The organism is Paenibacillus selenitireducens, assembly GCF_002021565.1.
GTDB lineage: Bacteria > Bacillota > Bacilli > Paenibacillales > Paenibacillaceae > Paenibacillus_K > Paenibacillus_K selenitireducens.
The window spans coordinates 48,133-62,848 of sequence record NZ_MSZX01000010.1 but is presented as its reverse complement, the minus strand read 5'-3'; the positions used below and the strand labels follow the sequence as shown (position 1 = coordinate 62,848).

General features: G+C 44.0%; 16 protein-coding genes. 13 read left to right on the top strand and 3 right to left on the bottom strand.

The features are described from left to right. Positions 1–100: 100 nt before the first annotated feature. From BVG16_RS22850 to BVG16_RS22810, 9 genes are all read left to right on the top strand, one after another. Positions 101–646, top strand: a complete 546-nt coding sequence (locus tag BVG16_RS22850) for a GNAT family N-acetyltransferase (protein ID WP_144027465.1) — start codon at positions 101–103, stop codon at positions 644–646. 473 nt (positions 647–1,119) lie between these two features. After that, a complete protein-coding gene (locus BVG16_RS22845; protein ID WP_078501515.1) occupies positions 1,120–1,647 on the top strand; it encodes a GNAT family N-acetyltransferase in 528 nt (175 codons plus the stop codon). 412 nt (positions 1,648–2,059) lie between these two features. After that, on the top strand, positions 2,060–2,452 hold the full coding sequence (locus tag BVG16_RS22840) for a VOC family protein (protein ID WP_078501514.1): 393 nt from the start codon (positions 2,060–2,062) through the stop codon (positions 2,450–2,452). 73 nt (positions 2,453–2,525) lie between these two features. Next, positions 2,526–3,005, top strand: a complete 480-nt coding sequence (locus BVG16_RS22835) for a DinB family protein (RefSeq protein WP_078501705.1) — start codon at positions 2,526–2,528, stop codon at positions 3,003–3,005. Positions 3,006–3,036: 31 nt separating this feature from the next. Further along, positions 3,037–3,456 carry an ester cyclase gene (locus tag BVG16_RS22830; protein ID WP_078501513.1) on the top strand — a complete coding sequence of 140 codons (420 nt, stop codon included), beginning with the start codon at positions 3,037–3,039 and terminating at the stop codon, positions 3,454–3,456. Next, a complete protein-coding gene (locus BVG16_RS22825) occupies positions 3,456–3,917 on the top strand; it encodes a DinB family protein (protein ID WP_144027464.1) in 462 nt (153 codons plus the stop codon). The genes BVG16_RS22830 and BVG16_RS22825 overlap by 1 nt, the downstream gene beginning before the upstream one ends. A 108-nt stretch (positions 3,918–4,025) precedes the next feature. Then, entirely contained in the window at positions 4,026–4,565 is a 540-nt protein-coding gene (locus BVG16_RS22820) for a GNAT family N-acetyltransferase (protein ID WP_078501511.1), read from the top strand. 97 nt (positions 4,566–4,662) lie between these two features. Then, a complete protein-coding gene (locus BVG16_RS22815) occupies positions 4,663–6,420 on the top strand; it encodes an ABC transporter ATP-binding protein (RefSeq protein ID WP_078501510.1) in 1,758 nt (585 codons plus the stop codon). 71 nt (positions 6,421–6,491) lie between these two features. After that, complete coding sequence (locus BVG16_RS22810) at positions 6,492–6,869, top strand: hypothetical protein (protein WP_198957524.1); 378 nt, start codon at positions 6,492–6,494, stop codon at positions 6,867–6,869. Positions 6,870–6,965: 96 nt separating this feature from the next. Here BVG16_RS22810 and BVG16_RS22805 read toward each other — a convergent pair whose 3' ends face one another. Then, positions 6,966–7,730, bottom strand: a complete 765-nt coding sequence (locus tag BVG16_RS22805; RefSeq protein WP_078501509.1) for a DUF6081 family protein — start codon at positions 7,728–7,730, stop codon at positions 6,966–6,968. A 27-nt stretch (positions 7,731–7,757) separates the two neighbouring features. Then, on the bottom strand, positions 7,758–8,678 hold the full coding sequence (locus BVG16_RS22800; RefSeq protein WP_078501508.1) for a prenyltransferase: 921 nt from the start codon (positions 8,676–8,678) through the stop codon (positions 7,758–7,760). A 209-nt stretch (positions 8,679–8,887) separates the two neighbouring features. On the opposite strand from BVG16_RS22800, the gene BVG16_RS22795 reads away from it, so the two are divergent. The 4 genes from BVG16_RS22795 (at position 8,888) to BVG16_RS22780 (ending at position 14,000) form a co-directional block, all read left to right on the top strand. After that, positions 8,888–9,226 carry a metal-sensitive transcriptional regulator gene (locus BVG16_RS22795; RefSeq protein WP_078501507.1) on the top strand — a complete coding sequence of 113 codons (339 nt, stop codon included), beginning with the start codon at positions 8,888–8,890 and terminating at the stop codon, positions 9,224–9,226. Positions 9,227–9,389: 163 nt separating this feature from the next. Further along, on the top strand, positions 9,390–9,590 hold the full coding sequence (locus BVG16_RS22790) for a copper ion binding protein (protein ID WP_078501506.1): 201 nt from the start codon (positions 9,390–9,392) through the stop codon (positions 9,588–9,590). Between the two features lie 31 nt (positions 9,591–9,621). Next, positions 9,622–11,847, top strand: coding sequence for a heavy metal translocating P-type ATPase (locus tag BVG16_RS22785; protein ID WP_078501505.1), 2,226 nt, complete (start codon positions 9,622–9,624; stop codon positions 11,845–11,847). 233 nt (positions 11,848–12,080) lie between these two features. After that, positions 12,081–14,000: a glycoside hydrolase family 76 protein gene (locus tag BVG16_RS22780; RefSeq protein WP_078501504.1), complete on the top strand. Its 1,920-nt coding sequence runs from the start codon at positions 12,081–12,083 to the stop codon at positions 13,998–14,000. Between the two features lie 194 nt (positions 14,001–14,194). Here the strand turns inward: BVG16_RS22780 and BVG16_RS22775 are convergent, their stop codons facing one another. Beyond that, the gene (locus BVG16_RS22775; RefSeq protein ID WP_078501503.1) at positions 14,195–14,716 is read right to left on the bottom strand and encodes a flavodoxin family protein; all 522 of its coding nucleotides are present in this window, start codon (positions 14,714–14,716) and stop codon (positions 14,195–14,197) included.

The window sequence follows — 14,716 nt, the reverse complement described above, 5'->3', positions numbered from 1 at the left end:
GCTAGGCGTTCGTAAGATATAAATTGTATACAATTTCCACATGGTGTAACATATTCAATAGATGTGTAAAAGAAAAAATGAGCTCATTGAGGGTGGAAAGATGTTTACTTATCAGGTGGATGGCACCATATCATTGAAATTATTCGAGACAAGAGACGCGGAGGCACTGTTCCAATTAATAGATTCGAATCGAGAGCATCTGAGTTCGTGGTTATCATTTCCTACGATGACTTGGGAAGTAGAGGATTCGAAGAAATTCATCGAAAGTAAGCGGATGTCATTTGCGAAGGAAGAAGGGTATTGGTTAGGGATCTGGATCGAAGAGACACTCGTAGGTTCTATTGGATATTTATATCTTGATCAAGATCATCGGAAAACGGAGATTGGTTACTGGCTAGGAAAAGAATTTGAAGGTAACGGGTATGTATCCAGATCTGTCAAAGCACTTATTCAACACGCATTCGTTCATTACAATCTTAACAAGGTGGAAATCGGGGTGGCGTCCGATAATGAGAAGAGCCGAGCCATTCCAGAAAAGCTAGGTTTTATCCAAGAGGGGGTGTTACGAGATTACGAGCTTCTGCAGGGACGCTTTCTAGATCGGGTTATGTATGGTTTAACTCAGGAGGAGTGGCGAAATAAGTGATGCCAGGGCGGCGAATAATTTTTTTTATCCTTCTTTTTATGATCTCTTATACGACGGGGTTTTTATCCTATAAGTACACCTTATGGTATGGCTTCGGCCAGACAATAGGTGGAGATTTAAGGGCATTAATCTATTGGTCTGCAGTTAGTTATTGCTTGGTATTGGCACCTCTCTATCTATTGATTTGCTATTTGGTCAAGAAGAGCGTGCATCATTGTATCAAATATTTGCTATACCCTATTATGTGCGGAGTCATGTGCATCTTTCCAGTTTATTTTATCGTTCGTTCTTTTAGTGGCGGAGATTGGAGTGCATTCTTGTCATCTGAAACACTTTTATTTATTTGCTTTTTTGCATCATCTGGTCTCGTATTTGGAACTGGATATGGGTTGATAACTTACAGCATGCAACGTTTTCATAGGGAAATCTAATCTCGTTGCGTGATATTAAATAAAGAAATAAGGGGAATGAACATGATTATCTATAGAACCATGACGATCGAAGATTGTAACAAACTTAAAGAAATAGATCGATCCGAAGCGATCGACTATACTTATGAGTATCTTAATGGAGCATTAATTGAAACAGATGCAAATCATGAATGCCCCAGTTGGGATCAGGCTACGCTGCAAGAAATCGAAAATCGGTTCGCGGAGGAATTAACCCTTGGAGGACGTGCCTTAGGGGCTTTTGACGGAGATTTACTTATTGGTTTTGGCGTGCTTGCACATCGTTTCCGTGGGGTGAATCAAAATATTCTGCAGCTCGATTTGATGTATGTATCCAGATCCTATAGAAGGCAAGGTGTGGGGACGACCATCATGAATGTGCTGAGTGAGGAGGCGAGGAGCAGAGGAGCGAAGTACTTATACATCTCTTCGACAGAGACACGATCCGCGGTATACTTCTACCAGCATCAGGGTGGCCAGATTACGGACGATGTCGATCCGGAACTGTTCGAGAAAGAGCCTTTTGATATTCATATGTTGAAAGAATTATAGAAGATTGCTATGTTGGATAAATCCACTAACTTTAACGGATTTGCCTATATTTAAGCGTCTATAGTGTATATTTCCAACATACTAGGACGAAAAACACCAATAATCCTCAATTCGTGAATCCTATCCTGTATTCATCCAACATAGATGAGTAACGAAGCTCATCCAGACGTCCTATCCTGTACGAATCCAATATAGATGAATAATAAGGCTCATCCGGATGAAAAAATCGAGGAAGGCCCGCTTCTACAATTGAATTATAAAAGTTTCGACGTATCGAAACTAAAAAATCGATTTGGTGATATAACCCACATCTAAACGCGGTCGCTCATTCTCGAAAGGCCGAGGGTAGAGGATTTTATATTAAGGTCAAAGGCTTTTTCAGTACTTTCTAATCCAATGGGAGGTCATTTTTATGACGGTCAACTATTTAGGCGCAGTATTCGTACATGTAAGTAATCTAGAGCAGTCCATCGCATTTTACTCTGATGTACTGGGACTCGCATTGCGTGATGTTGAGCAGTGGGATGAGGGGCGTGGTGCGAATTATCGGATTGGTGAACACTCACCGCTGCTAACATTAATCGAAGACCGGGATTTCCAAATTTACGAGCAGCCGGTATTTAATTTGAATTGCAGCCATGTGCTTGATCTTTACGAGAAGTTTACACAACAAGGCATCAAAGTTGGCCCCTTACATAACTGGTCCTCAGCCCGGAATGTTCATCTTGATTTCGACATCTATGATCCAGACGGTCATGCGATCAATCTGATCGAATGGCATGAGAGAACAGATATCAATGATTAAGTAGTTATCAAAGTCACAAGCGTGTCAAAAGAGTATGCAATCGAATTTTTTGAAGCAGGGGTGCGTAGTAGAAGTGAAATCATTATTTTACTATAACTGGCAGGTACGGGATGAGTGGTTCAAGGCGTTGGAGACCGTACCTGACACGGAATTGTGGCGTGAACGAAACGGAGGTCTGGGCTCCTTTCTAAAAACGATGTTGCATCTGATCGACGTCGAGTATAGCTGGGTGAGAGCCGTCAACAATGAAACGGATATTCCCATCCAAATGGACGAATATAAGGATCTGAAATCCGTCAAAGAATTATCAGATCGGCTAAGAATGGAGTTACGAGTGTTTATCGAGCAGTGGCAAGATGAGATGGAGTATGAACAGGTAACATCCTCTTGGGGAGGAGAGACCTTCTATAAAAGCGAAATCATGCGGCATGTGATTGTGCATGAAGTCCATCATGTGGGACAACTCTCCATATGGGCGAAGGAAATCGGGATTCCCGTCGTCTCTGCGAATTTCATTGATCGAGATTTGATGAAGCCAAGTACTGTTCGATAGATTGAAAATCAACAACAAGGGGCAAATGATAATGACGAACGAACAAGTAATTCGGAGTTTTTTTGAAACAGTCAGATCAGGGAAGGATCCGGATCAAGCACCACACTATATGGCGAATGAAGTGTTAGCCCATCAAATCAACGGGGAAAATCGTGTGACGGTACATCGTACACCGCAAAATTATGCCGACCATGTGCGCGAGATGATCGACGCGTTTGGAACTTTTCAATTAACTGTGGAAGAGGTTATATCACAAGATCCTAAAGTATATGTGAGATGGCAGCAGCGTGGCACACACATTGGGGAATACGAGGGTTACGCTCCAACGGGCAAAGAAATCATTGAATTAGCTAGCGCCGTATATCGATTAGAAGAATGCAAAATCGTAGAATATTGGATTCAAATCGACCGTCTTGGCATTTTAGAACAACTGAAAAGGAATCAAATGTGATGATGGTGGCATCGGTGCTCCATCAAATTCGTCTTGCGAACGAATCTATCTTAACCATGTGTGAACAGTTGAGGGATGTTGATTTAAGCAAGAGACCCCATGGTGAGAAACGCTCAATCTGGGAACTTCTTACGCATCTTGCGGTCCTATGTCAAGCAGATTTGCTGATCTCGAATGAGGCGACGTCCATAGAAATGACGAAATTCTATGATAGTCATTCATTTCATTCTCTGGATGATATCATGGAGGGATTAAGGAAGAATTATGAGGATCTGGTCGCTGAATACACGCCATTGAACAACGAACAATTGGCTGCGTACACAACGTCGTACTGGGGCGTTCGTTATTCGAAGTATGAATGGTTGCTTGAAATCCTTGGACATCTGTATCATCATCGAGGCCAATTATATACCATGTTGACTTATGAACAAGTTACGGTCCGTGTCAGTTTATTTGAATAATGTCGATGGTCGATGGTGTAGAAAGTGAGCATCGAAGGCAGTCAAAACGGTAGTTTCGTTTTGAACTGTCTTTTGTTATACCTATTTGTGATTTAGGGAGGGTTCACCATGCAATTGGAAACAGAGAGGTTGGTACTGCGTGATTTTACACGTGAAGATTGGATTTCAGTACACGCATACTCTTCCAATAAACAAGTTACACAATACATGCTGTGGGGTCCGAATTCAGAGGAGGACACGAAAGCGTATATAGAGCAGATGATCCGTTCGCAACAAGAAATACCTCGCCAATCCTATGAACTTGCCGTTACCTTGAAGGGTTCCGGGGAGCTTATCGGTGGTTGTGGGTTAGTGCTTCATAGGAGCAATGGGGAGGTCGGATATTGTTTTCACCCAGATGCATGGGGGAAAGGTTATGCAACAGAAGCAGCGCAGGCACTTGTCACGTTCGGGTTTCAGGGGCAAGAATTGCATCGGATCTACGCAACATGCCGTCCGGATAATGTGGGTTCCGCGAATGTTATGCGAAAAATGGGGATGAAGCAGGAGGGTCATTTAAGAGAGCATAGATGGGCCAAAGAAAAGTATCATGATTCGTATTTATTTTCGATTTTACGACAGGAGTATCAAGCGATCGCAGAAGTTTAACAACATCCGAATGAGCTGTTTAAATTTTGTTTACATTCATTATGTATCCTATCCTCAGAACAAATATATGAACACAATGGAATAGGGGTTGAATGTAATGAAACCATCTACTGAAGCATCACAGCCAAACTGGCGACAATTTCTTCGGTTAATTCGAGAGACGAAGCCGTCGAAATGGATGCTAATTACTGCATTATGTCTAAGTGTTGTCTCAACGCTCGTCGGACTCGTGATTCCGATGTTTACGAAAAATTTGGTGGATAGCTTCTCGTTAGCGTCATTTAGCGGCTGGCAAATCGCTGGACTCGTGATTGCTTTCGTCGCACAGACGATCGCGGCTGGGGTATCGATTTATATGTTGAACTATGTAGGGCAGCAGATTGTAGCGAATTTAAGGGATCGGTTATGGAAAAAGCTGCTCGTCCTTCCCGTATCCTACTATGATAACAACCGAACAGGTGAGACCATTAGCCGGATGACCAATGATACAGGAGTCGTAAAAGGACTTATCTCAGAACACCTATCTGGATTGTTTACAGGTGTGATATCGGTCATTGGGTCATTGGCTGTATTAATCTATCTCGATTGGCAAATGACATTAATCATGCTAATTGTCATTCCACTCTGCGTGCTCATTCTCGTTCCCCTCGGAAAACAAATGATGAAAATTTCACGTGGATTACAAGATGAGACGGCTTCTTTTACAGCTGTGCTTACGCAAGTGTTATCTGAAATTCGACTCGTGAAGTCTTCCAATTCTGAGGCAAGAGAGTACGACAATGGGAGTCAAGGAATTAATAATTTGTTCCGTTACGGACTAAAAGAAGGACGTGTACAGGCGATGATATCTCCGCTGGTGTCCTTCGTTATGATGCTCTTATTAGTCGTTATTATCGGATATGGTGGGATGCGCGTATCTTCTGGGGTATTGTCAGCGGGTGAATTGGTCGCTTTTATACTCTATCTGTTCCAGATCGTCATTCCAATGACACAGTTGACACAGTTTTTCACGCAGTTCCAGAAGGCCATTGGGGCTACGGAACGAATTATGGGCACACTTGAAGCGGATGAAGAAGACCATACGTCTGGTGAACAGGTATCTAGTGCAAATGAACCTATTGTATTGAATGATGTAGCTTTTGGATATGATCAAGAGGAAGCGGTGTTGAAGCGGGTTAGCTTTACGATTGAGCCCGGCAAAGTCACGGCAATCGTGGGTCCGAGTGGTGGCGGTAAAACAACGTTATTCTCGCTTGTCGAAAGGTTCTACCAACCTATATCGGGATCGATCAAGTTAGGTGCAAAATCGATTGAGCAATACTCTTTACAATCTTGGAGAAATCAGATTGGGTACGTCACACAGGAAAGTCCGTTAATTGGAGGGACGATCCGTGATAATATCTGTTACGGTGTGGACCGAGACGTGACTCCGGAACAATTAAAACATGCGGCTTCTATGGCATACGCGGATCAGTTTATTGAGGAGTTACCGCAAGGTTATGATACCGAAGTAGGGGAACGAGGCGTGAAATTATCTGGCGGGCAACGGCAACGAATTGCGATTGCGAGAGCTTTGTTACGGGACCCGCAAATTTTGATGCTGGATGAAGCGACTTCGAGTTTAGATAGTAAATCGGAGATCGTCGTTCAAGAAGCACTGGATAACCTGATGCAAGGCCGTACGACGCTAGTCATTGCGCACCGCTTGTCTACGGTTGTGGATGCCGACCAGATTGTCTTTATCGAAAAAGGGACGGTGACAGGGATAGGTACGCATGAAACCTTACTTCATTCGCATCCGATGTACCATGAGTTTGCGACCCAACAATTACGGATTCAGGAACAAAGTGCATAATTTAAGCCGAGAGGTTTCGAGAGCGTCAATCTTAAGAAAGAAATCTTTAGTATTTGAAAAGGAGGTTCAATTTGCCGTTGCCTAATGTAGATCAATTTACACAAGTATTTCAAGGGTTGAAGCTTATCCTGCAGCAATACGCGCCTGAAATGGATGTAAAAACAAATACCGATGAGGTGTATTACCTCAATACGCATCAAATCAACCCCATATATAAGCAAATTACCTTCTTCGGTTCTGTACAAGTAAAGAAGAACTATGTGAGTTATTACTTGATGCCGGTGTATGCTTGCCCTGATTTGTTACAAGGAATCTCAATAGGTTTGCAGAAACGCATGCAGGGGAAGTCATGCTTTAACTTCAAAGTCGTGGATGAGGAACTATTCAAGGAATTAGCGGTACTTACGGAGAAAGGTTATCAAGCTTATCTTGCACGTGGATGGGTATGAGCAAACCTCGATCGAGGCCTTTTGAAGATGTTATGCGGTAAAGAACACACAAGGGCAACCCTGAGCGGGTTGCCCTTGTCTTTTAAACATCGGAATTTATTCAGTAATCGATACTTTAACCGGTGAATATTCAGCAATAACCGTCTGTCCATGAACAGAGACGCTGCCTTCAGGCGTTAAATCTTTTTCGGTCATGATGCCGAGAGCAATCGTGAATTGATTGAATTTAATCGGAACGTTCTTCTCACGGCGAACTTCCTCGCCATTCAGATAAAATACGACTTCATCGTTAGCGCGATTGTAAGTAATTTTGTACGTGTTGAATTCTCTAGCTTTGAAGTTGGTATCTTCTTTAAAAATACAGAAATATTTTGTCTTGTCGACGATCGGCACCGTTACGCCAGGGAAGGGAAGGACGGCATATACACTGGCATATTTGTCGTTACCTGCGAAGAAGTCCAAAGCTGCACCCGTCGTGAAATCTAACAGATTCAAGGATACGTAACCATCATATAAATCGTTTGGTGCCGTACCTTGCGTGCGTGCACGGATTTGAAGCTCGAATGTGACTTCGCCTTTTTCCGGAACAACCACGTTTTCCACAGAATAGTACATATGCTTCGCATTATCGAGAATTTGAACTTTATCGTTCTGGCGGCTTAATGGGGCACGAACATATAGGATATCATTCCGAACAATGACGACCGCTTCCGGTTCACGGTATTCCCAGAACGTACCGTCAGGCAGCTTAAATCCGCCGATGGTCCATTTGTTGCCTTCATCTAAGATCGTATGGAAATCACCAAACGTTAATTGTTGTTCTTTGGCAGCTTTTTTCGCTGTTGTAACTTGTTTGTCCATGGATATAACCTCGTTTCTCATTCGATATTATTGTAAAATTCCTTCGATAATCAGGCAAAGGATCATAATGATCCCGCAGCGCATCGATGCTTTCAAGGAAGCGCCCATGAGCGGCAAGTAGGCGTACGATTGATTGGTACTGCTTAAACGACCGTACACGTTATAGATCGGAATGACCGTTACTAAGGCGATGAGTCCATATATAGGCAGAATACCAAGGATGACACATAGGATGAGCGAACCATAGGCTAAGAATAATAGTAGACGGGAGAACTTCAATGCTCTCATTTCGCCCCACACGACAACCAAGGTGTTTTTCCCCGTAGCTTTATCCGCTTGCCAATGCAAGAAATGATGATTGAACAGCAATAATGTCGTTAACAGACCTACAGGCAAGGATAGCAAAACGGCACGGTAGTCGAAATGGCCTGTCTGTACATAATAAGCACCCGCGATGGGTAAAATCCCGAAAGATAACAGGATGGCAATTTCACTGTACCCTTTGCCACGATATCCGAATTTCAGGGGAGGCGCGACATAGAAGTAAGCGATCAGACCGCCCAAGATACCTAAGACAAAGGCCCACCAACCGCTAATCATACTCAAGATGATCCCACAGGCAAATGCGAGGCCGAAAATGCTCCAGGTAAGTCTGGCAAACGTTTTTATGGATATTGTACCGTTGGCTAGAAATCCGGAATTCGTCGTAACTAACCCTTCGGTCTGATTGGCAACGACATCGACACCATTTTTATAATCCCACAAATCATTAATCAAATTGGAGAATAAGTGCGCTGCACCAGAGCCAACCAACGTAAGTATGAGCAGTAATGGATGGAACACACCATCCCAGACATAAGCTCCGAGAGCACCTAGTAATACAGGAATCAGCATGACCGGAATCACTCGAAACCGCGCAGCTTTCATAAATAATTTGAGCTTGTCCATGCAGACGCTCCTTTCTAATAAAATGTGCATGATAAGCAATCTCAATTATAATCCAATAAAATTGATTAATCTATCTAAAGATTGATGGCTAATTATCTCAATCTTTCCAGATAAATTAGATCATTGGACATCTAATGAAACCATTTGCATAGGTAGGGGGGCTATCGTATAATAGAAGTAACATAAAGAAGAAGAGAGGCGAGAGAGTCATGGAAAAGGAACAAGTTAATCAAGAATCACATTCCCATGAAGCTTGTGCAGACGGGCATGCTCGTAAAAGTCACCATTCGGATAAAACCAAAAGCAATTTAATCAGTCGATTAAATCGGATTGAAGGTCAGGTTCGCGGTGTGAAGGGGTTAATTGAGAAGGATACGTATTGCGACGATGTGTTAAACCAAATTTCTTCAATCCAATCCGCATTAAACGGTGTAGGGAAGCTGTTACTAGAGCATCATATGAAAAGCTGTGTCGTGGAACGGATTCAAGAGGGCGATCACGATGTTCTCGATGAATTGATCACGACGATGAATAAATTAATGAAATAAGAAGAAAATAGGTGGCAGCTGCCTCCTCATTTTTTTGGAGATATAAATAGGTACAGGGGGTATCCTATTTTTTGTTGACAAATATAGTATAGGGGGGTATACTAAGTTTGTGATCGAGATGAATCACAGGATCATCCAATAAATTTCAAAGGAGATAACGAACATGGAACATGTAACATTAAAGGTTGAAGGTATGTCTTGTAATCATTGCGTACAATCTGTAGAAGGTGCGTTAAAAAATATCGGAGCAAGCGGTAAAGTCGATCTTGCGAATGGGACGGTAGCTGTTGAGTTCGATGCTCAAAAAGTGACGCCGGAGCAAATTAAAGAAGCTATTACAGATCAAGGATATGACATTGTCTAATAGAAAGTGAGAAAAGGGAGAGGTGAACATCATGGAACCAGAGAAACGATCGGATACGCAAGTGAATTTGCAAATTACAGGGATGACCTGTGCTGCATGTGCCACGCGTATTGAGAAAGGACTTAATCGGTTGGAGGGTGTCGTCGTCGCCAACGTGAATCTTGCGATGGAGACAGCGCATGTAGAGTATCGCTCGGAGGATGTATCGATAACCTCCATTCAGGAGAAAGTGGAGAAGCTGGGGTATCATGCTATGGTGCAGGAAGACCAAGTGGATCCCTCCGCAATGAGACAACAAGCGATTACGAAGCAAAAAGTGAAACTGCTCGTCTCAGCCATTCTTTCTTTGCCGTTGCTATGGTCCATGGTGAGTCACTTTTCTTTCCTATCTTGGATTTGGATGCCTGATCTATTCATGAATCCTTGGTTTCAGCTTATCCTGGCAACGCCCGTACAATTTATCATCGGGGGCCAATTCTATATTAGTGCTTACAAGGCCTTAACGAATCGCAGCGCCAATATGGACGTATTGATCTCGTTAGGTACTTCGGCAGCGTACTTTTACAGTTTATACTTAACCATTCAATGGGCGATAGCAGGAGGTTCCGTACACCACGGACCTGAGATGTACTATGAGACGAGTGCAGTACTTATCACGCTTGTCATATTAGGTAAGTTATTCGAGGCGATTGCAAAAGGTCGTTCTTCCGAGGCAATCAAGACATTAATGGGATTGCAGGCGAAGACAGCTCTTGTCGTACGCGACGGATCTGAGCTTGTGATTCCGATCGAAGCTGTCGTTCAAGGCGATATTGTCATTGTGAAGCCGGGCGAGAAAATACCGGTGGATGGAGACGTGTTAGAGGGAACTTCGTCGGTAGATGAGTCCATGATCACGGGCGAGAGTATTCCAGTCGGCAAGAAGGCAGGAGACACGGTGATTGGAGCGACGATCAATAAGAATGGACGTCTACAGATCCGTGCAACCAAGGTGGGTAAGGATTCCGCTTTAGCACAGATTATCAAAGTGGTCGAAGAAGCCCAAGGCTCAAAAGCGCCCATACAACGGGTGGCAGACGTCATTTCCGGCGTATTCGTTCCCATCGTAGTTGGGTTAGCTGTCCTGGGATTTCTCGTGTGGTATTTTATAATTACACCAGGAGATTTCTCCGGTGCGTTAGAGAAGACCATCGCCATGCTTGTCATTGCATGCCCATGTGCTTTAGGTCTGGCAACACCGACTTCGATTATGGCAGGCTCGGGCCGAGCGGCTGAATTGGGTATACTGTTCAAAAGCGGAGAACATTTGGAATCTGCGCAAAAAATTGACACGGTCATTTTAGATAAAACGGGTACGGTGACCAAAGGGAAACCAGAATTAACAGATATCCTGCTTCATCACGTAGATGAACAGCGTTTCCTTCAGCTTGTAGGGTCAGCGGAACAGAATTCGGAACATCCGTTAGCAGAAGCGATTGTAGCGGGAATCCGCGCAAAAGAAGTAGAAATGCTTGCTGTGAATGAATTTGAAGCGATCCCAGGTTACGGCATTCGTGCTGTCGTTGAGGGTCAAGAAGTACTCGCAGGAACACGTAAATTAATGGCTCAATATGATATCGATGCTACCTCTGCATGGGATCAAATGTCTCAACTCGAGGAAGCAGGGAAGACCGTGATGTTGATTGCAATCGATCGAAGCTATGCGGGAATGGTAGCTGTTGCAGATACGATCAAAGAGACATCAAGGGAAGCCGTATCCCGTTTACGAGAGATGGGCTTGGAAGTCATCATGATAACAGGTGACAACAAGCGAACTGCGCAAGCAATTGCGGCGCAAGTCGGAATTACAAGTGTTCGTGCGGAAGTCTTGCCGGAAGGCAAGGCAGAGGAAGTGAAGATGCTGCAGGCGCAAGGCCGTAAGGTTGCCATGGTAGGTGACGGGATTAATGATGCACCAGCGCTTGCGATGGCGGATGTCGGGATTGCGATTGGTACAGGGACAGATGTAGCGATGGAAGCTGCGGATGTTACGTTAATGCAGGGTGATCTCAATCGACTTGCCGATGCACTGATCATGAGCCGTAAGACGATGTCGAACATCAAACAAAATCTGTTCTGGGCACTTGGTTATAATGCGCTTGGGATTCCTATTGCAGCCCTTGGACTTTTGGCACCATGGATTGCCGGGGCAGCGATGGCACTGAGTTCTGTATCCGTTGTTCTGAATGCTTTGCGTCTGCAACGAGTGAAATTATAAGGCGAAAGACTGAATCATCTGAAAAAGGTGATTCAGTCTTTTTTTTGTTTACAGGTTAAAAAAACTATTATCATATTCAATATATTTGTTCATAAGAATGTAAATGAAGTTAGTTTCTAGTAAAGCTTTCGAAATTTTTAGGGGGGGATTCCTGTGACATGACGATGGTTCTCAGGTGCACAAGATAAGTCGTACGAAATCAAAAACTTTATTTTAGGGCAGGAGGATCATTTATGTCTTTATTCAAGAAAAGGATCGCAGCTACTATCGTAGCGTTCACACTTCTTATGCCATTTGGTATGGCACATGCGGCAAGCAATGAATACAGCACAATTGGAAGCGCTATCGCTTCAGGGCTTCAAGGATGGTATAACGAGAATACCGGATTATGGGATAGTACCGGTTGGTGGAATTCTGCGAATGCACTCGAAGCGATTATCGATTACAGCTCACAGTCAGAAAGCACTGAATTTCTTCATGTCATTTCGAATACATATGAGAAACATAAAGCCGGGAATTTCTTGAATCATTACTACGATGATGAAGGATGGTGGGCCCTTGCATGGATTAAAGCCTATGATTTAACGCAAGAGCAGCGCTATCTGGATATGGCCAAAACGATTTTCGAAGATATGAAAGGTGCATGGGATTCGACCTGCAATGGCGGGGTTTGGTGGAACAAAGACAGATCGTATAAAAATGCGATCACGAATGAACTATTTCTGACCATCGCCGCCAGATTGCACCAGCGCACTCCTGAGGATACCGGTGAAGGAAGTTTTCTGGACTGGGCGGAAAAAGAATGGGCCTGGTTCCAGAGCAGCGGGATGATGAATTCGGATAATCTGGTGAATGACGGTCTGAACAATGCCTGCAAAAATAATGGAGGTACAACCTGGACTTATAATCAAGGCGTAGTTATTGGCGGATTGATTGAGCTTTACAAAATTAAAGGGGACGAACAATATATCAATACGGCCAAATCCATCGCCGATGCAGCAATAGCTACGCTTGTCAATGCGGATGGCATATTAAAGGAACCATGTGAAGAGAACGGTTGTGGTGCTGACGGGACGTCGTTTAAGGGAATATTTATGAGAAACCTGAATTATTTGTACGATACGACCCATGATATCACTTACAGAAAATTTACAGAGAAAAACGTGGATTCCCTATGGGCGAATAAGAACAGCATGAATCAGGTCGGTGCAAAATGGTACGCTCCTGCTGATGCAATAAGCGCGTCCACTCAACATTCCGCTTTGGATGCCGTGAACGGACTCGTTAAGAAGGTTCCCAAAGGGTCCAGCGCATTGCCGAATGTGGCCAGTAGCGGATCCGTAAGCAGTTCGGAACCTTGCGACGCTGCGCATGGCCCGGATATGGCGGTTGACGGGAAAGTAAAAAAGGAGAGCAAATTTTGCTCGCAAGCGGCAAATAAATGGCTGCAGGTCGACCTTGGCTCCCAGTATAAAATAGCTAAATTTACGATTCATCATGCGGGTTCCGCAGGAGAGGACCCTGCGATAAATACAAAAAGCTACAACATTCAAATCAGCCAAGACGGAACCCAATGGATCAAAGCCGCGGAAATCGCCGGGAATACGGAAAATGTCACGAACCACGACATCCTGCTGACTTCAGCCCGGTACGTGTTGTTGAATATCACGGATACCGATTCAAATCCAGCTATTATCTACGAATTTGAAATTTATGGCGAACAGAGCTCCGATGGACCCAACTTGGCTTTGAACAAAGCAGGAACCGGTTCCAAAGCCTGTGCTGCCTCAGAAGGACCGGACAAAGCATTTGATGGAGAGATTACTCGCAACAGTAAATTTTGTTCCAGCGGCGTTACCAACCCATGGCTTCAAGTTGATTTAGGTTCCATCGTTGCAGTATCTAAAGTGGTGATCAAGCATGCGGGATTCGGCGGGGAGAACCCGAATTGGAATACGAAAGACTTCAATATTCTCGTGAGTGAAGACGGAACAACCTGGACGACAGCCGCTCAAGTGACCGGAAACACCGGTAGCGAAACAACCCATCAAATTTCGCCAGTGAGCGCTCAGTATGTGAAGTTGGATATAACCAATGCCGGAAAAGATAACGTGGCACGCATTTACGAATTAGAAGTATACGGGAAACAATAACACTCGAATTCATTCTGACCCATTCGTACGAAGGAATACAGCATAACCCCTCCACGGGTAACAGAAAAAACACCGGCCCATTCATTCAAACCGGTGTTTTTTCTATTATGATTTATAATGGATCAGCATTGTGGATACCTGTTGGCAAAAAGTTTTATCGCATCTCATTTCCACTCTACATTTGGCAGGTCCAGTTAAATCACATCTTTTAACATCTTCATAATTGTATGGGTTAATTTTTTCATATCCACGTCATCTAACTGGTAAGCAGAGGTATCTTTACGAGCAGGCTTTGGGTTGGCCGGCAATAGGTCAGCGATATGCATATCGATAAATACTGCGGGGTCTACCCCTGTTCTTTTTCTAAGCTCGCCTGTCAGCTTCGGGTTTGTGCTGTCCGCTCCGCCGCTGATTGAAATGAAACCATACTTGTGCGGATGTGTTTTCAGATACTTGAAATGTGCACGGAGCGGCGCGGCCACTTGCCCCATCCAAACCGGCCCGAAAAAGAGGATGAAATCATAGTTCCCCAGTATATCCGGCGCTGGCTGTACCAGCGGTGTCCTGCTAAAAATCATGTCCAGTATAATCGTACCCATCGTCCGGGACTTTGGTTCTGAAATTCGAATATGTTCAGCCGGCAGCTCCTTCGCCACACAGCTCGCTAATGCCTCATTGTTTCCAGTGAATGAATACGAAATGACTATAATTTTCAT

Excerpts from the sequence above, each read along its gene's own strand:
- BVG16_RS22850 (WP_144027465.1), top strand. The coding sequence starts at position 101 with ATGTTTACTTATCAGGTGGATGGCACCATATCATTGAAATTATTCGAG.
- BVG16_RS22820 (WP_078501511.1), top strand. The coding sequence starts at position 4,026 with ATGCAATTGGAAACAGAGAGGTTGGTACTGCGTGATTTTACACGTGAA.
- BVG16_RS22805 (WP_078501509.1), bottom strand. The coding sequence starts at position 7,730 with ATGGACAAACAAGTTACAACAGCGAAAAAAGCTGCCAAAGAACAACAA.
- BVG16_RS22790 (WP_078501506.1), top strand. The coding sequence starts at position 9,390 with ATGGAACATGTAACATTAAAGGTTGAAGGTATGTCTTGTAATCATTGC.
- BVG16_RS22845 (WP_078501515.1), top strand. The coding sequence starts at position 1,120 with ATGATTATCTATAGAACCATGACGATCGAAGATTGTAACAAACTTAAA.
- BVG16_RS22785 (WP_078501505.1), top strand. The coding sequence starts at position 9,622 with ATGGAACCAGAGAAACGATCGGATACGCAAGTGAATTTGCAAATTACA.
- BVG16_RS22815 (WP_078501510.1), top strand. The coding sequence starts at position 4,663 with ATGAAACCATCTACTGAAGCATCACAGCCAAACTGGCGACAATTTCTT.
- BVG16_RS22825 (WP_144027464.1), top strand. The coding sequence starts at position 3,456 with ATGATGGTGGCATCGGTGCTCCATCAAATTCGTCTTGCGAACGAATCT.
- BVG16_RS22830 (WP_078501513.1), top strand. The coding sequence starts at position 3,037 with ATGACGAACGAACAAGTAATTCGGAGTTTTTTTGAAACAGTCAGATCA.
- BVG16_RS22780 (WP_078501504.1), top strand. The coding sequence starts at position 12,081 with ATGTCTTTATTCAAGAAAAGGATCGCAGCTACTATCGTAGCGTTCACA.
- BVG16_RS22795 (WP_078501507.1), top strand. The coding sequence starts at position 8,888 with ATGGAAAAGGAACAAGTTAATCAAGAATCACATTCCCATGAAGCTTGT.
- BVG16_RS22775 (WP_078501503.1), bottom strand. The coding sequence starts at position 14,716 with ATGAAAATTATAGTCATTTCGTATTCATTCACTGGAAACAATGAGGCA.
- BVG16_RS22800 (WP_078501508.1), bottom strand. The coding sequence starts at position 8,678 with ATGGACAAGCTCAAATTATTTATGAAAGCTGCGCGGTTTCGAGTGATT.
- BVG16_RS22840 (WP_078501514.1), top strand. The coding sequence starts at position 2,060 with ATGACGGTCAACTATTTAGGCGCAGTATTCGTACATGTAAGTAATCTA.